This window comes from Primorskyibacter flagellatus (assembly GCF_900176485.1).
In the GTDB taxonomy this organism is placed as follows: Bacteria; Pseudomonadota; Alphaproteobacteria; order Rhodobacterales; family Rhodobacteraceae; genus Primorskyibacter; species Primorskyibacter flagellatus.
The window spans coordinates 31,734-50,813 of record NZ_FWYD01000025.1 but is presented as its reverse complement, the minus strand read 5'-3'; the positions used below and the strand labels follow the sequence as shown (position 1 = coordinate 50,813).

Here is a 19,080-nt window from a genome sequence, read left to right as displayed (position 1 = left end):
GCAGGTGATGAACGACGTTCTGTCACACAATGTCTGGGAGGCCGAGGATGCCTAAACCCAAAGCGCAGGTCCTACACCCCGACACAACAGGCGCGACCCTGCATATCGGGGACAGCAAACTCCTTGACCAACTGGGGGTCTCCCCTGCCGCCCTGCCCGGCAGGCAGGCCGCGCCGCAAGAGCCGCAGGCAAAGCAACCGGCCCGTCAGAGCGGCCAGGCGTCAAAACCGCCGCGGGGATCAAAGCCGACGTCGCGAGAGAAGAAGATGCCCTCTCAAAGCCCACAAACGCATCTGCACATCGCTGAAAAATACCTCTCCGAAATCGAGGCGCACGTGGTCAGGACAGGCGTCTCGAAGGACGACATCATCAAGCTGGTGGCGATCGAGCTGTCCGTGATCGACAGGTTCGACATGCCGGACACGGAATGGATCGCCACACGAAAGACAACCAAGGGCGTGCTCATCCGCTACGCCATCCCGCAGGAGTTCGTCGACGCCTATAATCGGCAATTCAATCCGCTCGGCGTGAAGCCTCAGACCCACCCCTACTACGCCTGGGCAGATCAACACGAGGACACCGTATACCCGAAGATCCTTGATAGGTTGAAAAGCATCTGATTTGGCCGGTCTGGAGGCTGCGCGCACCGCGCGGCAAGCAGCACACGCAGCCTGACCCTTGTCACCGTCATCAGGACCCCCAGATCAGAGCGCCACTGGCGGGATGCGACGTGTCGCCACCTCAGCGCATGGGGTCCAATATTTCTTGGAAAACATGACTGTTCTTCGTGAGCAGCTGGCCTACTGTATCGCGGCACCACACAAAGTGATGCAGAACCAAATCAACTACCAAGCGACATTTGAGTGTCCGCGTCCAAGGTTCTGGCCGAACACGCGCGTGTTCGGACGGAACCGCGGGCGGGTGCAAACTCCACCGACGGGGCGGACAGGCAGGGTCAAGGAGGCCCAGATTTGGCTTGCCAAATCTCTGCCGCAAAAACCGGGAGGCCTTGGCCAATCGGGTTTTCGGGCTGGCCCCCTCGAGGCTGGCTGGAAGGTCTGTCGCGGGCTGATCATTCCGGGCGGTGTTCGTCCTTTGAGCGCGCAGCGACCGGCAGAATGCGGAGGTCGCTATCGGCGATCATCCGCGCCGGTGTCGGCGTCCCTGGAACATGGACAGGGCCGCCCGGGGGCGGCCCATCCTCGTCAGAGGATTTAGTCCTGAGGGTCCTTTGCGCTCGGCGGGAACATCACCAGTTCCTGGACCGCGACGGGGAAGTCGAGCTTGAGGCTGAAGAACTCCGAGCCGTCCCCGTTGCGGGTGTTGCGGAACATCGCACCCACGCGCTGAAAACGGGTGCGCTCCTGGCCATCGGTGTCGGTGAACTTGACGGGGACGGTGGCGACGTAGTGGTTGGTCATTTGGGTTACTCCTTGTTGCGATGGGGATCACCCGGCACGGGGCAAGAGGCCCGGTCGCAAGCGCAAATGCGGAGGGTCCGCGGCCAGCCGTGGAAGCCGTATTTGTGCTTGCCGAAGCGTAAGCTGAGGGCACGGACGGGCCGACCCCGTGCGATCCACATCAATGAGCAAAAAGAAGGGACCCGGATGGCTGCTGACACCACGCAGTCGCCACTGGAATCCTTCATGTCCATGACGACTTTGACCCTAGCGCTCACATCGGAACATGGCGGCGACCTTGGTCCGAATTACCGCATGTTGGAAGTTGCCGTTCCTCAGCCTCAAGTTCGACTTGCGCGATGCAAATCTGGGGCTGACCGCCGGGCGCGTAGGAACCCAAGCCCTCCCCACGAAAAAGGGCCGCTGGCAGGTGCCCCGGGAATGCGCGACGTTTCAGCCGGCGGTCAGGTCAGGAGGCTCACAAGCCTTTGTGCCAAGACGAGACGAACGGTGATTATACGTTGATGCTGTCGAGGATAGCCTTTGTCTCAACCATCCGCTTCAGCGATGTATCGATATGTTCGCGCCAGCGTGGGCCAATCTCCCTTGCCGCGGCATAGGCGCGGGCCAAGTCATCGGGTCGGTCCTGTGCAAGGGCTTCGATCAGAAACGCCGCCTGCTCCCGGTCCTTCGCCGATTTCAGGCTGCCCGCTCCGTCGCGTCGCCGATCCGCGATAATCAGTTTGTGGACTGCATATCTCTCCGGGCGCGGTACCTGCACCAGAACGCCGGATCTATAGATCGCCGCCGCATGGATCGGTTCTGCGATCAGGAAATTGAGGTAGTTCAACCCCTGAGCGTTCACGCCCAATGCTGGCAGGTCGCGGATAGACTCGTTGCCGAAGGCCGGTGTGAGAAACTCGACCAGCTGGCCACTGCCTCCCTGTGCCCATCGCCAGGTCCGGCCTTGTTCAAGCGCCGGCAAAGGGTCAAATTTGAGCGCCGAGAAGGTCTCGGCCAGACCCGGGTCAACCTGATCCTGCAGCGCGACGCTGAGCTTTTCAAACTGGGCGATGTCGATATCGCCGGTGTTGGCCATGCCGCCCAGGGGAAGGCGGAGACCAAGTTCACCTTCATACAGCCGGAATGCATTCGTTCCGACGATGGTACCGCCCAGCCGGAATGTCCCTGCTGCAGCCATGGCGGACAGGATGGATCCCGTCGCGCGGTCGGTTGGCGTCATCCCTTCTGCACGCAAGAGTCGAACCAACCGCGACCTCTCGGCTTGCCGTTCCTTTGCGGTCGCGCGCAGATCTTCGATACGGTCGATGCGCGCGCGCGTGTCGGGGCTTTCTTCGCCGATATAGATGAACCGCATCTCTGTTCCGACACGACGAGCCGCGTACCAGTAAGCTTTGTCACCGCGCTGTTTCAGCGTCGGTTTGCCCTCAGCACCGGACAAGGCATCATCCTTCAGCAGCCGTACCAAATCGGTATAAGCGCTCATTGCGATGCTGCTGAGAGGGGTCATGCCTATCATTTCATAGTTTTGCTTGGCATTGATATACCTATCAAAAATAAAAATTGCTAGGCATGATCCTGACGATGGCTGTAATCAAGGCATCCTTTCAACACAGCGCCCCAGAGAAAAAACGAAAGTGCCGCCCGAAGGCGACCCTCTAAAGTCACGTCTACGTCGGCTTCTTCGCAGGATCTGCAACCTGCATGACCATCAGTCCATTCGCTTCGGCTTTCTGCCCGAGGTTCAGCGCGACCCCGTTGCCGCCGAAAAAAACAACCCCGGTCGCCGCAAACACGTCGTCGCACTTGAACGGCGCTGCGCGGACCAGCGCGGGTCGAAGCGGCCTTGTGCGACCCCTCGTGCGCGCGGCCACCGGGCGCTGATCATCGGGCGCACAAGGGCTTGAAAAACCCGATCGAAGGGTCGCATAGACCGACCCGAAAGCGAGAGAAACTCATGGGGCGTTTCAACTCGCCCGGACAGGCACAGAGATTTCTCGCCGCACATGATCAGATCAACACGATCTTCCGTCCCCGCCGCTATCGCCTCACCGCCACAACCTATCGCCACGCCAGAGCTGATGCCCTCAATCTTTGGAGCGCCTACACACTCGAAATGACCGCCTGACGGGAGCGGGTCAGGCCGCATTCGGGCGGACGCAAATAGGTTGGCAATGCCCTGCGAAGCGGTGAAGCGGCTCTATTCCGGCAAGGTGGTGTTCCACGACGGCGACGCCGAAGTGGCCGAGGGTGTGACGGTGCATTGCATCGGCGGCTATTCGCGGGGACTGCAATGCGTCCGGGTGCGGACGGCGGCGGGCTGGATGGTGCTGGCCTCGCACGCGGCGCATTACTACGAGAACGTCTTTGCGAAGAAGCCGTTTCCGATCGTGGTTGACCTGCAAAACATGCTCGACGGGTTCATCCGGCTGGAGGTCCTGGCGTCCGATCCTCGGCTGATCGTGCCGGGCCATGATCCGCGCGTGCGGCAACTTTATCCCTAAGGTTCGGCACCGCATGTCTTCAGGCTCGATCACGGGCCGGAGGGTAACCCGCGAGCGGCGGGATGAGCGCGGACCTTATCACACCGCGCCCGATTGTGTCGAGCACGCCAGCCGCTTGCCCATAACCACCTCTTCGGGGTCGTAGTGGCGAAAGGCCAGGCCATCGGCTTCGGGATCATATTTCAGTGGCTGCAAGGCTTCCGATCGCCGGGCGGATTGCAGCGCTTCGTCTCCATGCTGCCTGCAACCCGGAATTCCATCTCCGTCCCAGTCCGCCGTCGTTCCGCTCTTGCCACACGTTACCATCGGCTCGACGCTGTCGAGGCGTGGAAATCCGCGGCAAACGTCGCTTGATGTCCTATAAGCACCCAGTCTCGCAGACTGGGCGCGTTAATGTGACAACATCAAAAGTCCGCCTAGACGGCCACAGGCGTCAGCCAGACGGGTGTTTCGCTTTCCGCGCTATCGACGACCGCTTCGACAAACGCAACCCCCTTGAGACCGTCATAGGCCAACGACACGTTGTGCCCCAAGAGACTTGGCGTGCGATCGTCAAGGCGCGCTCGAATGGCTTCGGCAAACCCGGCATAGAGATTGGCGAAGGCCTCGAGATAGCCCTCGGGATGCCCCGGAGGCGTACGCGACCGCAGTTTGGCATCCTCCGACAGATCGTCGGCACCGCGCTTGATCGTTTGCACCCGCCCGCCAAGAGGCGCGTAGACCAACTCGTTGGGCTGCTCCTGAAACCACTGAAATGACCCGGTTTCCCCGAAAACGCGCAAACGGACGCCGTTCGAATTGCCAAGCGCCACTTGGCTGGACCAAAGAAGGCCGCGCGCGCCTCCTTCATAGCGCATCATCACATGCGCATTGTCATCCAGCGCGCGCCCCTCGACAAAGGTTGCCAGATCCGCGGTCAGGCTTTCCAGCTTCAGACCGGTGACGAAACCTGCCAAATGGTAGGCGTGCGTGCCGATGTCACCGATGGAGCCCCCACGCCCGTTCTTTTTCGGGTCGGTGCGCCATGCGGCTTGCGCGTTGCCTTCCGCTTCGATTGCGGTAGCCATCCACTCAAGCGGATACTCGACCTGCACCGTGCGGACTTTGCCAATTTCGCCATTAGCGATCCGGACCCGTGCCTCGTGCACCATCGGATAGCCCGAATATGTGTAGGTGACGCCGACGAAACGCCCTGAGTCGCGGGCCAGTTTTTCAAGGGCGACAGCGTCTTCCAGGGTCGCCGTAAGCGGCTTTTCACAGATCACGTCGAACCCGGCGTCGATCAGGGCTTTGGCAATCGGGTAATGGGTGAAATTCGGGGTGCAGATCGCTACGGCATCGACCCGGTCTTCGCGGGCCGTTTCGCCTTCGATCAGGGCGTTGTAGTCGCCGTAGGCGCGGTTCTCGTCGATCCCTTGCGACAAGGCGAAAGCGCGCGCTTTGTCCGGATCTACGTCAAAGGCTCCCGCATCGAGGTCCCAAGCGCCGTCAAGGCGTGCCGCCATCCGGTGGATGTTGCCGATGTAGGCCCCCTCGCCACCGCCGATCATGCCAAGGCGCAGTTTACGTTGAACACTCATTTATTCCTCCAATCCGAGCATGGCCCGGTTCGCCTGCCGGTTCGCGCCGGATTTGACGAAATCGTCAAAGGCGCGGTCCGACACCTTGATAATGTGATCGGTGATGAACTGTGCCCCTTCGCGGGCGCCGTCTTCGGGGTTCTTGATGAAACATTCCCACTCCAGCGTCGCCCAGCCGTCGAACCCATAGGTCGAAAGCTTGGTGAAAATACCGCCGAAATCGACTTGGCCGTCACCGGGCGACCGGAACCGGCCTGCCCGTTTCGACCACGGCATGAAGCCGCCGTACGCACCGGATTTGCCATCCGGGCGGAACTCGGCATCCTTGACGTGAAACGCCTTGATGCGGTCGTGATAGTGATCGATGAACGCCAGATAGTCGAGCGATTGAAGCACGAAATGACTGGGGTCATACATGATGTTGGCGCGCGGGTGCCCGTCGAGCTTTTCGAGGAAATATTCCCACGAATGACCGTCGTGCACGTCCTCGCACGGATGGATTTCAAAGCAGGCATCAACCCCGTGTTCGTCGAAGTCGTCAAGAATCGGCTTCCAACGCGCGGCAAGCTCGGTGAAGGCCTCGTCGATCAGACCCTCCGGCCATTGTGGATAGGGATACAGGTACGGCCACAATAGGGACCCCGAAAAGGTTGTGTGCGTGGTTATGCCGAGGCGTTTGGAGGCACGCACGGCGAACCGCAACTGCTCCTCGGCCCACGCACGGCGCGCCTTGGGGTTGCCACGCACATGTTCGGGCGCGAAGCTGTCCATGATCTGGTCATGCGCCGGATGCACCGCCACAAGTTGACCGGTGATATGCGATGCAAACTCGGTCAGTGTCAGACCGTGATCGGCCAGCATGCCCGTGATTTCGTCGGCGTAGGTCTCGCTTTCCGCCGCCTGTTTCATGTCGATGAGGCGCGTGTCCCAAGTCGGGATCTGGACTCCCTTGAACCCCTTTTCCGCTGCCCATTTCGCAAGGCTGGGCAAGCTATCATAGGGGGCGTCATCCGCCGCGAACTGGGCGAGAAAAACGGCCGGTCCTTTGATTGTCTGCATGGCCTACGCCTTTAGCTTTTCGGCCGGCGCCGGAGCTTGGCCGTCGTAGCCACCCCACACCGACTGATCGAAATGGACAACCGCGCCCGTCATCATGCCGCTGTCCTCCGAGGCCATCCACAGGACGGCCTTGGCGACTTCGCGCGGTTCGAGCAGGCGGCCGAACGGCATGGTTGCAGCCTGTTTGTCGATGAAATCGGGATCGCCGGATTCGGCCTCCTGCAACTTGCGTTCGTGGTCCGAATTCATCCAGCCGATGTCAATCTGGTTGACCCGGATGCGGTTCCGCATCAGCGCATAGCCCGAATTTCGGGTCAGCGTTGCCAATGCCGCTTTCGAGGCGCAATAAGGCGCGATGAACGGCTGACCGGCCAGTTCGGAGGCCGATCCGATGTTGACCATTGTGCCTTCAATGCCTTCGCGCTCCATCAGTTTGACCGCATCCTGCATGAGGAAGAACGGTGCACGCGTGTTGACGGCGAAAATCCGGTCGAATAGGTCCGGCGTGGTGTTCAGAAGGTTGCCCCTATCGGTCAAACCGGCGGCATTGACAAGGATATCGACGCGCCCGAACAGGCGGTCGGTTTCGGCAATGATGTTGCGGACATCGTCCATGTTGCCCAGATCGGCGGCAACCATTTCGGTTTGCACGCCCGTGGCTTTCGTAATTTCGTCCGCCTTGGCGCGCCCCTTTTCGAGACCGCGCCCTACAATCACAAGTCCCGCAGCCCCTGCTTCGGCAAAGAGAGTTGCGATCGCGGCGCCCAGTCCTTGGGTCCCCCCCGTGACGACAGCGATTTTTCCATCAATACGGTTCATGCGTCCACCTCGTATCCTGCCGCGTCCATGACGCGTTTCAATTCTATCCGACCCTTTTTCGCCATCTCCAGAGGAGGATTGGCGATCGGATCCTGTTCCGCTTCGATCACAAACCAGCCTTCATAGCCTTTGCTGGCCAAGGCTTTGACGATCTCTTCGAAATCTAGGCTGCCGTCGCCAGGCACGGTGAACGCACCTTTGATTACGGCATCAAGGAAGCTTTCCGTGCTGCGATCGAGCGCGTCGATCACCTCCATACGCACGTCTTTGGTGTGGACATGGCTGATCCGCCCGAAGTGGTTGTCGATGACGCGCAAATTGTCTCCGCCAGCAAACGCCATGTGGCCCGCATCGAACAACAGCGGCACCGCGCTGTGCTTCATGAACAGGTCCAGTTCGGCCTCAGTTTCAACCGCAGCCGCCATGTGATGGTGATAGGCAATCGGCATGCCTTCCCCCGCGCACCAGTCCGCGAAGTCTGACATCTTGCGACCGTAAGCGGCCATTTCAGCCTCGGTCAGTTTCGGTTTCCGGGCCAGCGGCGTATTTCGTTCGCCCTGAACCGACCGTGCGGTTTCGCCGTAGACGATGCAGGGCGCGCCAGCGGCCTTGAAAAAGGCCATCTGCGCAGCAATCCGGTCCTTTTCGGTCTCGATGTCACCGTCCAGCAAAAGACCCGAAAACCACCCGCCGCACACGGAAATACCGTGACGATTGAGGATCGGTCCAAGCTCGTCCATGTCCATGGGAAAGCGGCGACCGGTTTCCATGCCGGTCAGACCGGCCTCGGCCGCCTGACGCAAACATTCGTCAAGAGAAACGTCGTCGGACAGTTCTTCGAGATCATCGTTCCACCACGCGATCGGCGCGATGCCAAGTCTGGCTTTTAGCATAATCAAACTCCCCGTCGCTGTTTTGCACGGAAGGCTTCCTGTCCCTCGCGCGCCTTGCGGATGCTTTCGCGTTCGTTGATTTCTGGAACGCCCACATACCAACCAGCGCCTCCCGGGGTCCAAGTGTAGGCATCAGAGGTGATGCTTAGCACGGTCGTCCGGTCGGTTCCCTGCGCCCATTCCATCGCCGCTTCGAGATCCGCGAGGCTGTCGCAATGGCGGGCTTCGGCACCCATGGCACGGGCGTGCGCGACAAAATCGACATGCGGGACGTTTTCTTTGTCCAACACGCGGGAGTCCTTGAGCAGGTTGTTGAACCCGGGAACGCCCATGTTGGTCTGCAGCCGGTTGATGACCCCGAAACCACCATTGTCGCATACGACGACGATCATCTTGTGGCCTGTCAGAACCGTTGAATAGATGTCGGAATTCATCATCATGTACGACCCGTCGCCCAACATGATGATCGGCACGCCATTACCCGCCTTGGCCATCGCATGACCCCAGCCTCCGGCAATCTCATATCCCATGCAGGAAAACCCGAATTCGAGATCATAGGTGTTTGGCGCTTTGACGCGCCAGTTCTTGGCTGTTTCGCCGGGCAGACCGCCAGCGGCAGTGACCATCGTGTCTTCAGGCTTGGCCATCTTGTTCACGATGCCGATAACCTGGGCGTAAGACGGGACCGCTGCGTTTGTCGGCGCCTGACCTTCATCAAGCAATTCGTTCCACTCGGCATAGAGTTTTTTGGCGCGCTCCATCTGGGCCGCATCGCAGGTCCAGTCCCCGAGCGCCTCGTCGATCTCCGTCAGGCACTCTACCGCGTCACCGACAACCGGCACGGCGAAGTGCTTGGACGCATCGAAACGGGCCGCGTTGATGTTGAGGAACTTGGCCTCCTTGGAAAAGGTGGTCCACGATCCCGTGGTAAAGTCCTGCATCCGCGTGCCCACGGCGATGATCACGTCGGCGGTTTCCGCCAGTTCCCGTGCCGCCTCGGTGCCTTCGATACCCATTGCGCCGACGTTGGCAGGGTGATCATGGACAATCGCGCCCTTGCCAGCGATCGTCTCTGTGATCGGGATGCTGCGGCGAACCGCGAAATCGGCGAGCAATACGTTTGCGCCCGAATAGCGCACGCCCCCACCGGAAATGATAAGCGGCTTTTTCGCGGTTTTCAGAAGCTCGACCGCCTCGACAACCTCGTCACGCGACGGGCGCGGACGCGGAATCGTCCACGTCTTCTCGACGAAAAAGCTTTCGGGATAGTCGTATGCGATTTCCTGGATGTCCTGCGGCAAACCGATGAACGCGGGGCCGCAATCGGCCGGATCCAGCATCGTCGAAATGGCCTGAGGCAACGAGGACAGGATCTGGGCCGGATGCACGATGCGATCCCAGAACCGCGACACACAACGGAACCCGTCATTCACGGTCGTCGAAGGCGAGCCAAAATGTTCGACCTGCTGCAACACTGGATCGGGAAGCCGGTTCACATACGTGTCGCCAGCAAGCAAAAGGACAGGCAGTCTGTTTGCATGAGCCACACCGGCGGCCGTTATCATGTTGGTCGCACCGGGACCGACCGAGGTTGCGGCAACCATGATCTGGCGGCGAAGTTTGGCCTTGGCGAATCCAACGGCAGCCAATGCCATGGATTGCTCGTTCTGGCCGCGCCATGTCGGAAGCTGATCCTGGACTTGTTCCAGTGCTTCGGAAAGGCACGTAACGTTGCCGTGACCAAAAATGCCGAACACTCCGGCAAAGAGTTGCACCCGCTCACCGTCGATGACGGTGTATTGGTTGCATAGGTAACGCACGAGCGCCTGCGCCATGGTCAAGCGGACTGTTTTCTCGGACATCTTGGCTTCCTCCCGTAGATGGATTCTCCTCATTTGTGAAATGCATATTGACAAATCACCTCCCATGCAATGAAAATTGCATAACTTTGCCCAGGAGGAGCACCATGCCTAATATCGCAGTTCTCGGCTGCGGCCGTATCGGTCGCATGCACGCTGAAAACATCGCAGCGCATCCCAACGCCACACTTGCGGGAGTATACGACATCCACGCCCCGTCTGCCGAAGATGTTTCTCAACACCTTGGAGTGACAAACTTTTCCTCGGTCGAGGAGATCCTGAAATCGAGTGGCGTAGACGCAATCCTGATTGCCACCTCCACTGCCACCCATGCCGATCTCATCGAACAGGCCGTTGAAGCTGGCAAGCCGATTCTGTGTGAAAAACCGATCGATCTGTCTCTTGATCGGGTGAACCTTTGTGCAAGCCGCATCTCCGGAAGCAGCGTTCCGATCATGCTGGGCTTCGTGCGCCGGTTCGACCCCGGACACAGGTCCGTGCGCAACGCGATTGCTGATGGTAAACTCGGCGACCTGCGTCAGGTGATCATCTCTTCCCGCGACCCCGCGATCGCTCCGGACGCCTATATCAAAGCGTCTGGCGGCATTTTCCGCGACATGACAATTCACGATTTCGACATGGCGCGGTTCCAGACCGGCGAAAACATTGAAACGGTCTATGCAACAGGCTCGCGGTTCGTAGCGCCCGATCTGATGGCGCAATGCCATGACTTCGATACGATTTCAGTCGTCTTGACCACCAAATCCGGCAAACAGGTGCTGATCAACAACTCGCGGGAAGCCGCCTACGGGCACGACCAGCGCGTCGAAGCCTTTGGCGGCAAAGGCATGGCAATCTCGGAAAACCGTCGCAACAACTACGCGACGCTTCATGACGCGCATGCCACGTTCCAAGGCGCACCGCTGCAACACTTCTTTACCGATCGCTACCGCGAAGCCTTCTTCAACGAAATTTCCGCATTCGTCGACGCCGTGTCCAAGGGCGAGACCCCCGAAGTCGGTTTCGAAGACGGGCGTCAGGCATTGATCATCGCCGAAGCCGCGTTCAAGTCCGTTGCCGAGGGCCGCGCGATCAACTCAAGCGAGATCGGATAAAGCATGTACGAGAAATTCGGACTATTCATCGACGGCTCATGGACAAAAGGCACAACCTCAGCCGACGTGACCTCGCCTGTCAGCGAAAAATCTCTCGGGCAGGTCGCGACAGCGACCCCCGAAGACACCCTGTCCGCCATCGACGCCGCCGCGCGCGCCGTGCCGGCATTGCGTAATCTTGGCGGTTTCGGTCGTGCCGACGCGCTTCACAAGATCGCCGATGAAATGATCGCACGGACGGACGAAGGCGCCCGCATGATTTCGACGGAAACCGGCAAGCCCTTGGTGCAAGCCGGTCGAGAATGGGCGCTCGCCTGCGACCAGTTCCGTTGGTACGCCGAGGAGGCGCGCCGGATATACGGACGGATCGTTGACAGCCGCGTCCCCGGTGGACGGTTCGAAGTTACCCGCGAAGCCGTTGGCATCGTTGGCGCGTTCACCGCCTGGAACTTCCCTGCCGCCCTGCCCGCGCGCAAAATCGCGCCTGCTCTGGCTGCCGGCTGTCCGGTCGTGCTGCGCCCGTCCTCACAGACGCCCGGCGTGGCCATGGTCATGGTCGATTGCATCCGTGCGGGCGGTCTGCCCGATGGCGCGGTGAACCTCGTGGTCGGCTCGACCGGCAACACCTATGCGCCCATCATGGCGGATGCCCGCGTACGCAAAGTGTCGCTGACGGGGTCGACCCGTGTGGGCCAGCAGATGATCCGTGACGCGGCAGACACCGTCAAAAAGGTCTCGATGGAGTTGGGCGGCAACGCACCCTATATCCTTTATGACGACGCCGATCTCGAAGCGGCCCTTGATGTCACGGTTGCAACCAAGTTCGCGAATTGCGGCCAGGTGTGTGTGACCCCGGACCGCTTCTTTGTTCACGAATCCCTACACGACGCCTTTGTCGAGGGGTTTGTAAAACGCGCCGAGGCCATCCAGTTGGGTGACGGCCTTGCCGAAGGCGTTGCGATGGGCCCCCTGATCAACGCGGGTCGTCTGACTGAAATCGACGCCATTGTGCGCGATGCGATCAAAGCCGGCGCCACAGTGGCCACTGGCGGACAGCGCGCGCCGCATTTCAACGAAGGCTACTTCTTCGAGCCGACCGTTCTTACCGGCGTGACGGATTCGATGAAAGTTTTTGACGAAGAGAACTTCGGACCGATTGCGGCAATCACCACTTTCAAAGACGAAGACGAAGTTCTGGCCCGCGCGAATGCGTCCACCATGGGCCTTTCGGCCTACGCCTTCACATCGTCCCCCGACCGCGCCCGTCGCACCGTCGCGGCACTCAAGGCAGGTATGGTCGGGATCAACTCCTTCGCGCTCGCGGCAAGCGAAGTTCCGTTCGGGGGCACAAACTTTTCCGGCATGGGTCGTGAAGGCGGCACCGAAGGTATCGAGGACTACCTCGACACCAAGCTTGCCCAGATCGTGTTCTGAGCGTCAATTTAGGGAGGAAGACGATGATCAAGAACAAGGTCCGACAGCTATGGGCAGAGGGAAAACCGGCCCTTCATGGGTGGTTGTCCATCGGCAATCCGTTCACCGCGGAAATCATGGCCGCGCAAGGCTATGACGCAATTTCAATCGACTGGCAGCACGGGGCCCTGGAATATTCGGATGTCCTGCCAATGTTTCAGGCCATGCGCGCCTCCGGCGTCACGATCGGCGCGCGGGTGCCTTGGCTTGATCCAGCGGCGATCATGAAGGCGCTTGATGCGGGTGCGATGCAGATCATCTGCCCGATGATCAACACCCCCGAGCAGGCCGCTGAATTTGTCAGCTACCTGCGCTACCCGCCACACGGGCAGCGCAGCTTTGGCCCCACGCGCGCGGCGTATGCGCAAGGCGGCAACATTCACGTCGAGGCCAACACCGAAATCACAGGTTGGGCCATGGTCGAAACCAAAGAGGCAATGGCCAACCTCGACAGGATCGCGGCAACGCCCGGTCTCGATGGCATTTATGTCGGGCCTGCCGATCTAACGTTCTCGCTGTGCGACGGCAAATACCCGCCGGGGTTCGATCGTGAAGAACCCGAAATGATCGAAGCGCTGCAAACCATAGTGCGCACCTGCCAAAAGCACGGGATCAAGGCAGCCCTACATTGTGGAACTGCCGAATATGCGGCCCGAGCCATTGACTGGGGTTTCAACATGACAACGGTTTCGGGGGATACGCGCCTTCTGGCCAGTGCCGCAGCGGCCTCAGTGAAGGCGTTTCGCGACGCTGTTTCGGCCACGGCGACCGAAGCGACCGACGACAAGGGAGGATACTGATGCCTCATGTCATCGTCGCCGGAAAGCTCCACCCCGCGGGCCGCGCGTTGCTCGACGCTGCGCCGGGTCTGACCGTGCGCTACATCGAAGAGGTCAGCGAAGAAAGCTATGCGCCCCACATCCACGAGGCGGACGCGCTTTTGATCCGCACCCAGCCGATGAGCGCCGCAACCGTGTCCAAGGCGGAAAACCTCAAGATCGTGTCCCGTCATGGCGTTGGTTATGATGCCGTTGACGTTGGGGCGCTCAACGAACGCGGGATCGCGCTTGTCGTCTGCGGTGATGTGAATTCCTATTCTGTCGCCGAGCATGCCTGCATGATGATCCTCGCGGCATCCAAACGCGCGCTACGCGGGGACGCCTCTGTCAGAACCGGCCCATGGGGATGGCGCAACAGCCTTGAAAGTCAGGATCTGCGCGGTCGAAACCTTCTCATCCTCGGTTATGGCCGCATCGGGCGGCATACGGCGGAAATGATGTCCGGTTTCTCGATGAACATTCGCGCTTTCGACCCCTACCTCCTCGGACAAGGGTGGCCCGAAGGCGCAGTTGCCCCTGCAGAAGATCTGATTGAAGCCCTGCGTTGGGCTGATGTCATATCGGTCAGCGCACCCAAAGCCGAAAAGCCTCTGATCGACACGAAGGAATTCGCCGTGATGAAAGACGGAGTCGTCATCGTGAACACCGCGCGTGGTGGCATCGTCGATGAATCCGCTTTGATCGCCGCACTTGCCTCGGGCAAGGTCGGCGCGGCCGGGTTGGACGTCTTCGAACAAGAACCACCAGCGGACGAAAATCCTCTGAGAACATTCGATCAGGTCATCCTCAGCCCGCATATCGCTGGTGTGACCGAAGGCGCTTCGGAACGCATGGCCTTGAGTTCCGCACAGAACATCATCGACTTTTTCGGGGAAAGGGTTGACCCTTCACTGATCGTAAATCGTCGGGAAATAGGGCTCACCCTCGGCGCGTGACCGTTTCGAGGTTGCAGTAAAGGTAGGATTGCCTCGATCCCATCCCGAAGCCATTGCTGGAGGACGCCCAACCGAACCCGACATGTCTCTGACAGAAAGACCCGTTCAGGTCCCGTCGCGCACCGCTATGGCGAGGATAGATCCTGCAATGAATGTTGCACGGGGGCCGCTCGGTCCCTATTCTACCTCGACAGAGCGAACACCGGGTTTGCGACCGATCGACTGGGAGAAGACCATGGTAACGAAACAAGACCTGCCGCCGGCTGACTACGAGGAACTCATTCGTCTGATCCACGACCGTTTCGAGCAGATGAGCAAGACCTATCAGCGGATCGCGGAATACCTCACCCAGCACCCCAACGAAGTTGCTGTCCAGTCTGTCAATTCCATCGCATCGCATTGCGGCATACACGCTTCAAGTTTCGTACGGTTCGCGCAGTCTTTGGGATATAGCGGCTTCAAGGATCTACAAATCCTGTTCCAGACGCGTCTTTCCACTGCAGCGCCCGGCTTCGAAGCCCGCAAGAAGGCTTTGGAAAACGAACTGTCCCTGCGCCAAGACCATTCCGAACTAGGCTTCTTGCGGGATTTGGTTGTGCGGGATGTCGCCTCGCTCCAGGAACTTCTGGACAAGATCAGCGCCGAAGACATGGCACAAGCTGCCGACATGATCGAAAGCGCGGATACCGTGTATCTCATCGGTCAATTGCGCGCCGAACCCGTGGTGAACCTGCTGCGCTACATCCTGACGATGCTGGGCCGCCCGTGCGTTCTTCTGGATGCAAGTGGAGGGCTGGCGACACACATGGCGCGCAATATGAAACCAACCGATTTGCTTATTGCCGTGTCGTTCCGTTTCTATGCCAATGAAGTGGTCAACATAGTCGAGGAGAGCGCCAAAGCAGGTGTGCCAATCCTTGCCATTTCCGATAGTACGCTGTCACCACTGATGAAGCCCTCCAAGATCCTTTTTGCCGTCCCGGAACACGACTACACCTTCTCGCGCTCTCTCGCTGCACCGATGTGTCTGGCTCAGGCGCTAATGGTCGCAGTGGCCGCGCGTGTGCAGCACAATGCAGACGACCCCCGGATTCCCACAGTAACCGGACAGTAGTCCTTTGGCCACAAGGGGGCGCGCATTGCTGTGGCGCAGCGTGCTTCCGTCTGTCGTGGAAGCAAGGATTTCTGGCCCAGATTTCCACGGATGAATACCGCGACTGCGCAATGGGTGCGGCAAGATTCGCACCAGTGCAATCGTCCCGATTTTCCAACATGCGTGGCAGAAGCGACTGAGGCGCACAGACGTGCGATCATGCGAAAACGGGCCATCCTGCAAGCGGGAACGTGGACCTCACTGCAACGTTCATGAATGCGCTGCATTCCCACAAGCCTCTGTCTTCAAACGGAATTAAATGCAGACAAACATGGCGCGCCCGACGGGCCGCAGATCACTTGGCACGAATGTCCAATGGAAAGTCTCGAGCGCGAAATGCAATGATTTATGCAGCATTTCATAAGAGGAAAAATATGTTGACGCCACCGGTTCGGCGCAATTAGTATTCCTCAACCGCCATTCTCGCAATAACTGTTGCAGTTTGTTGCAGCAGCATATATAAGAGCGGTTAACATAGGAGGAGGAAATCTATGAATTACGTGACCAAACTTGCGGCTACTGCGCTTCTGGCGACCACCGCTCTCTCTGGTGCAGCTCACGCACAGGACGAGACATTCCGCTTTGTGATGGTGTCCCACATCGGGTCCAACGACGCGAACATGGGCTGGCTGACGGAATCTCTCGCTGCTTTCGAAGAGAAATATCCCGACGTCACCACCGAATACGTGTCGACCAACAACTACTCCGTTCAAGAGCACGTGCGCCTGCTCGAGCAAGCTATCGCAACCAAGCCTGACGGCATCGCCGTTCCGATCGTCGATGCAGACGCTTTCGAAGGCCCGCTGCGCAAGGCGATCGAAATGGGTATCCCGGTTGTTGCATTCAACATCCCCGATGCTCGCCCCGTTGGCGAACGCATTCCTTACCTGACCTACGTTGGCGGTGACGAATACCTCACCGGCCTTCACCTCGGCGAATACGCGCTGGAGCAGGTTGCGGCTGGCAATATCCCGCAGCCGACCGGTGTTGTCTGCGCAAGCCATGACGCTGCACACCAAGGCCTCAAGGCCCGTTGCGCCGGCATGAAAGCCGCGATGGAAGGCACCGGCGCAGCCTTCGAAGAGCTATTCATCGGCGCGGAACCGGCGACCGCACGCAACACGCTGCAGTCCTACCTTCAAGCCAACCCGGAAACCAACTACATCTTCACCGTTGCAGGTTGGTCGTCGCCTTGGGCATGGGGCGTGGCAAACGACATGGGCCTGAGCCCGGACGTCGACAACGAAGGTGTTACCGTTCTCACGGTTGACGAAGCTCCGGTCTCGATCGAAGGCATTCGTGCCGGTCACCTTCTTGCCGCCAACAGCCAAGGGTTCTGGTTGCAGGGATATGCTCCGATGGAGTGGCTCTACTGGAACAAGACGCTCGGTTATGAGCCGCAGTCCGACATTCTCACCGGTCCGGTCATCATCAACGCTGAAAACGCCGAAAAATGGGCCGATCTGGTTCGCGGTGTCTTCGGTGACGAAGAATACGACAACCAAAACACTTGGTAAGTCGTAGACTACTCGGAAGGGCGGTGGCCTTAGGCCCGCCCTTCCACCCTCTCTTTTGACGTCGTTTGAGCCGCGGTCCTGCAGTCCCGGGGTCTGAGCGCGGTATCGTTTCAGTCCGCTCCCCCGTCAAACAACTCTATGAAAGCTGTGTTCCATGACATCCACGAGACAATTGGCAAAAAGCGCCGGATTCGGATCGGTTGTTGGTGTGGCGCTGATGCTGACCGCATTCACGCTGATCGATTTCTCCGGCTGGTGGACGGCCCGGACGATTTCAAACGTCGTTCACTTCAGCTCGATCCTCGCTCTTATCGCGATGGGTCAAGCCCTGGTGATCATCTCGAAGGAAATCGACCTGTCCGTCGGGTCGGTTTACGGCCTCACCGGCATCGCCTTCATCACGTTCGAGCATTCGCTAGGCGTCCCGGGCGCGGTGATCGCCGCCTTGGCAATCGCGGCAGTTTGCGGCCTGTTGCAGGGTCTCGCTGTCGTGCGGGGCGGATTGCCGTCGATGATCGTGACCCTCGGCGGGCTCTTTACATTCCGCGGCATTATCTACGTCTGGACTGGCGGCTCGGTTCGCAACTTCTCGGAAGCCGCGCGTGAGAACTGGCTGACCAAACTGTTCGGCGGAGAAGTCTTCGGTATCGAAGCGGCCGTTTTGTGGATGCTCCTGATGCTGGCCATCCTCAGCGTCGTTCTCAAATTCACGCGGTTCGGCAACCACCTGTTGGCGACCGGTGGCGCATCGGACAGCGCGGAATCCCGCGGCGTACGGATCGACCGAGTCAAAATCATAACCTTTGTAATGTGCTCGGTGATGGCCGGTTTCGCAGGGATTGTCACATTGGCGGACCAGCCGCAGACACACGTCACAATCGGTGACCTGCTCGAACTCGAAGCCATTTCGGCAGCCGTGATCGGCGGATGCCTGCTCTCGGGAGGTCGTGGTTCGCTTATCGGTGCCGTGCTCGGAGCCTTCATCGTGACCAGTTTCCGCTATGAGCTGATCGCGCTTGGTGCCCCGTCTTCGTGGTTCATCACATTCGTCGGCGTCGTGCTTATTGTGGCGATCATCTTCAATCAAAAACTCGCCCGCTGGGCTGGACACAACGTGTAACGCGGGAGGAACAGACAATGTCAGATGCACACCCCCTTATTCAGGTAAAGAACCTGGACCTATACTTCGGTTCGTTTCACGCACTGAAAGACGTTTCGGTCGATTTCCATGCCGGTGAGCTTGTCGGCCTTGTCGGCGACAACGGCGCCGGGAAGACAACCCTGATCCGCGTCCTGTGCGGCATCCACAAACCTTCGAAAGGCGAGGTCTATTTCGACGGCGAACTGGTGACCGAGTTCCACCCGAAACTGGCCATCGACCAAGGCATTGAAACGATCCAGCAGTCTGTCGGTCTTTGCGACAACCTGTCGATCGCGCGCAACTTCTATCTCGGACGCGAACCCATGAAAAAGATTGTGGGCATTCCGTTCCTCGACTTCAAACAAATGCGCAGCATGTCGACCAAGGTCATCCGCGCGTTCGGGCTTCGTGACAACGTTTCGGCCGATGACGAGGTTGAGCGGCTTTCAGGCGGCGAACGCCAGTCGGTCAAGATCGGTCGCGCCGTCGAGTTCAAGAACCGCGTCGTCATCATGGACGAGCCGACGAACCACTTGTCCGTGCGTGAGCGCGAGCACGTGAACGAATTGGCCGTCCAACTCAAGGAACAAGGCCTTCTCGTGATCTACATTACGCACGATATCTTCCAGGTCCACAAGCTTGCAGATCGCGTTGTCATCATGGAAAACGGCGAAAAGATCGAAGATGCCTCGACCGACTCCATGACCGCCGAGCAACTCGAGGAAGTCATCCGTCAGGGCGGCCGCCTTGTCGAGAAAATGGGATCGTGATC

General features: G+C 59.4%; 17 protein-coding genes and 3 pseudogenes. 12 read left to right on the top strand and 8 right to left on the bottom strand.

Annotation, left to right across the window (positions count from 1 at the left end):
* Positions 1 to 47: 47 nt before the first annotated feature.
* Positions 48 to 620: a hypothetical protein gene (locus tag B8991_RS18610; RefSeq protein WP_084354700.1), complete on the top strand. Its 573-nt coding sequence runs from the start codon at positions 48 to 50 to the stop codon at positions 618 to 620.
* Between the two features lie 594 nt (positions 621 to 1,214).
* Here B8991_RS18610 and B8991_RS18605 read toward each other — a convergent pair.
* The 3 genes and pseudogenes from B8991_RS18605 to B8991_RS22055 all read right to left on the bottom strand — a co-directional run.
* Entirely contained in the window at positions 1,215 to 1,421 is a 207-nt protein-coding gene (locus B8991_RS18605) for a hypothetical protein (RefSeq protein WP_084354697.1), read from the bottom strand.
* A 493-nt stretch (positions 1,422 to 1,914) separates the two neighbouring features.
* Positions 1,915 to 2,931 carry a nucleotidyltransferase family protein gene (locus tag B8991_RS18595; protein ID WP_268876752.1) on the bottom strand — a complete coding sequence of 339 codons (1,017 nt, stop codon included), beginning with the start codon at positions 2,929 to 2,931 and terminating at the stop codon, positions 1,915 to 1,917.
* A gap of 160 nt (positions 2,932 to 3,091) precedes the next feature.
* A pseudogene (locus B8991_RS22055) lies at positions 3,092 to 3,309 on the bottom strand (DUF2493 domain-containing protein); the annotation flags it as partial.
* Between B8991_RS22055 and B8991_RS18585 the strand changes: the two are divergent.
* From B8991_RS18585 to B8991_RS22425, 3 genes and pseudogenes are all read left to right on the top strand, one after another.
* Positions 3,295 to 3,549: pseudogene (locus B8991_RS18585) on the top strand (IS6 family transposase); the annotation flags it as partial. The pseudogenes B8991_RS22055 and B8991_RS18585 sit on opposite strands and share 15 nt — an antisense overlap.
* 46 nt (positions 3,550 to 3,595) lie before the next feature.
* Positions 3,596 to 3,925, top strand: a complete 330-nt coding sequence (locus tag B8991_RS18580) for an MBL fold metallo-hydrolase (protein ID WP_235866697.1) — start codon at positions 3,596 to 3,598, stop codon at positions 3,923 to 3,925.
* A gap of 189 nt (positions 3,926 to 4,114) precedes the next feature.
* A pseudogene (locus B8991_RS22425) lies at positions 4,115 to 4,279 on the top strand (IS6 family transposase); the annotation flags it as partial.
* 62 nt (positions 4,280 to 4,341) lie between these two features.
* Here the strand turns inward: B8991_RS22425 and B8991_RS18570 are convergent.
* Genes B8991_RS18570 through iolD form a run of 5 tightly spaced genes read right to left on the bottom strand, consistent with a single transcriptional unit; the run spans position 4,342 to position 10,138 of the window.
* Complete coding sequence (locus B8991_RS18570; RefSeq protein WP_084354703.1) at positions 4,342 to 5,475, bottom strand: Gfo/Idh/MocA family protein; 1,134 nt, start codon at positions 5,473 to 5,475, stop codon at positions 4,342 to 4,344.
* Between the two features lie 30 nt (positions 5,476 to 5,505).
* Positions 5,506 to 6,564 carry a sugar phosphate isomerase/epimerase family protein gene (locus tag B8991_RS18565; RefSeq protein ID WP_084354688.1) on the bottom strand — a complete coding sequence of 353 codons (1,059 nt, stop codon included), beginning with the start codon at positions 6,562 to 6,564 and terminating at the stop codon, positions 5,506 to 5,508.
* 3 nt (positions 6,565 to 6,567) lie between these two features.
* Positions 6,568 to 7,383, bottom strand: a complete 816-nt coding sequence (locus B8991_RS18560) for an SDR family oxidoreductase (RefSeq protein ID WP_084354685.1) — start codon at positions 7,381 to 7,383, stop codon at positions 6,568 to 6,570.
* Positions 7,380 to 8,276: a myo-inosose-2 dehydratase gene (iolE, locus tag B8991_RS18555; protein ID WP_084354682.1), complete on the bottom strand. Its 897-nt coding sequence runs from the start codon at positions 8,274 to 8,276 to the stop codon at positions 7,380 to 7,382. Before iolE ends, B8991_RS18560 begins: the two co-directional genes overlap by 4 nt.
* Before the next feature lie 2 nt (positions 8,277 to 8,278).
* Entirely contained in the window at positions 8,279 to 10,138 is a 1,860-nt protein-coding gene (gene iolD / locus B8991_RS18550) for a 3D-(3,5/4)-trihydroxycyclohexane-1,2-dione acylhydrolase (decyclizing) (RefSeq protein ID WP_084354679.1), read from the bottom strand.
* A 104-nt stretch (positions 10,139 to 10,242) separates the two neighbouring features.
* Between iolD and iolG the strand changes: the two genes are divergently transcribed.
* From iolG to B8991_RS18510, 8 genes are all read left to right on the top strand, one after another.
* Positions 10,243 to 11,250: an inositol 2-dehydrogenase gene (gene iolG / locus B8991_RS18545; protein ID WP_084354676.1), complete on the top strand. Its 1,008-nt coding sequence runs from the start codon at positions 10,243 to 10,245 to the stop codon at positions 11,248 to 11,250.
* A gap of 3 nt (positions 11,251 to 11,253) precedes the next feature.
* On the top strand, positions 11,254 to 12,684 hold the full coding sequence (locus tag B8991_RS18540; RefSeq protein ID WP_084354673.1) for an NAD-dependent succinate-semialdehyde dehydrogenase: 1,431 nt from the start codon (positions 11,254 to 11,256) through the stop codon (positions 12,682 to 12,684).
* A 23-nt stretch (positions 12,685 to 12,707) separates the two neighbouring features.
* Complete coding sequence (locus B8991_RS18535) at positions 12,708 to 13,523, top strand: HpcH/HpaI aldolase family protein (RefSeq protein ID WP_084354670.1); 816 nt, start codon at positions 12,708 to 12,710, stop codon at positions 13,521 to 13,523.
* Positions 13,523 to 14,497 (top strand): hydroxyacid dehydrogenase, encoded by a 975-nt coding sequence (locus B8991_RS18530; RefSeq protein ID WP_084354667.1) that lies wholly within the window; start codon positions 13,523 to 13,525, stop codon positions 14,495 to 14,497. The genes B8991_RS18535 and B8991_RS18530 overlap by 1 nt, the downstream gene beginning before the upstream one ends.
* Positions 14,498 to 14,624: 127 nt before the next feature.
* Complete coding sequence (locus B8991_RS18525; RefSeq protein WP_235866696.1) at positions 14,625 to 15,611, top strand: MurR/RpiR family transcriptional regulator; 987 nt, start codon at positions 14,625 to 14,627, stop codon at positions 15,609 to 15,611.
* A gap of 530 nt (positions 15,612 to 16,141) precedes the next feature.
* Entirely contained in the window at positions 16,142 to 17,167 is a 1,026-nt protein-coding gene (locus B8991_RS18520) for a substrate-binding domain-containing protein (protein WP_084354662.1), read from the top strand.
* A gap of 172 nt (positions 17,168 to 17,339) precedes the next feature.
* Positions 17,340 to 18,287 carry an ABC transporter permease gene (locus B8991_RS18515; RefSeq protein WP_235866695.1) on the top strand — a complete coding sequence of 316 codons (948 nt, stop codon included), beginning with the start codon at positions 17,340 to 17,342 and terminating at the stop codon, positions 18,285 to 18,287.
* Positions 18,200 to 19,078, top strand: a complete 879-nt coding sequence (locus B8991_RS18510) for an ATP-binding cassette domain-containing protein (RefSeq protein ID WP_235866694.1) — start codon at positions 18,200 to 18,202, stop codon at positions 19,076 to 19,078. The genes B8991_RS18515 and B8991_RS18510 overlap by 88 nt, the downstream gene beginning before the upstream one ends.
* Positions 19,079 to 19,080: the final 2 nt, after the last annotated feature.

Bases quoted from the DNA above. Each gene is read 5' to 3' on its own strand.
- B8991_RS18610 (WP_084354700.1), top strand. From the start codon at position 48: ATGCCTAAACCCAAAGCGCAGGTCCTACACCCCGACACAACAGGCGCG.
- B8991_RS18605 (WP_084354697.1), bottom strand. From the start codon at position 1,421: ATGACCAACCACTACGTCGCCACCGTCCCCGTCAAGTTCACCGACACC.
- B8991_RS18595 (WP_268876752.1), bottom strand. From the start codon at position 2,931: ATGACCCCTCTCAGCAGCATCGCAATGAGCGCTTATACCGATTTGGTA.
- B8991_RS18580 (WP_235866697.1), top strand. From the start codon at position 3,596: ATGCCCTGCGAAGCGGTGAAGCGGCTCTATTCCGGCAAGGTGGTGTTC.
- B8991_RS18570 (WP_084354703.1), bottom strand. From the start codon at position 5,475: ATGATCGGCGGTGGCGAGGGGGCCTACATCGGCAACATCCACCGGATG.
- B8991_RS18565 (WP_084354688.1), bottom strand. From the start codon at position 6,564: ATGCAGACAATCAAAGGACCGGCCGTTTTTCTCGCCCAGTTCGCGGCG.
- B8991_RS18560 (WP_084354685.1), bottom strand. From the start codon at position 7,383: ATGAACCGTATTGATGGAAAAATCGCTGTCGTCACGGGGGGGACCCAA.
- iolE (WP_084354682.1), bottom strand. From the start codon at position 8,276: ATGCTAAAAGCCAGACTTGGCATCGCGCCGATCGCGTGGTGGAACGAT.
- iolD (WP_084354679.1), bottom strand. From the start codon at position 10,138: ATGTCCGAGAAAACAGTCCGCTTGACCATGGCGCAGGCGCTCGTGCGT.
- iolG (WP_084354676.1), top strand. From the start codon at position 10,243: ATGCCTAATATCGCAGTTCTCGGCTGCGGCCGTATCGGTCGCATGCAC.
- B8991_RS18540 (WP_084354673.1), top strand. From the start codon at position 11,254: ATGTACGAGAAATTCGGACTATTCATCGACGGCTCATGGACAAAAGGC.
- B8991_RS18535 (WP_084354670.1), top strand. From the start codon at position 12,708: ATGATCAAGAACAAGGTCCGACAGCTATGGGCAGAGGGAAAACCGGCC.
- B8991_RS18530 (WP_084354667.1), top strand. From the start codon at position 13,523: ATGCCTCATGTCATCGTCGCCGGAAAGCTCCACCCCGCGGGCCGCGCG.
- B8991_RS18525 (WP_235866696.1), top strand. From the start codon at position 14,625: ATGGCGAGGATAGATCCTGCAATGAATGTTGCACGGGGGCCGCTCGGT.
- B8991_RS18520 (WP_084354662.1), top strand. From the start codon at position 16,142: ATGAATTACGTGACCAAACTTGCGGCTACTGCGCTTCTGGCGACCACC.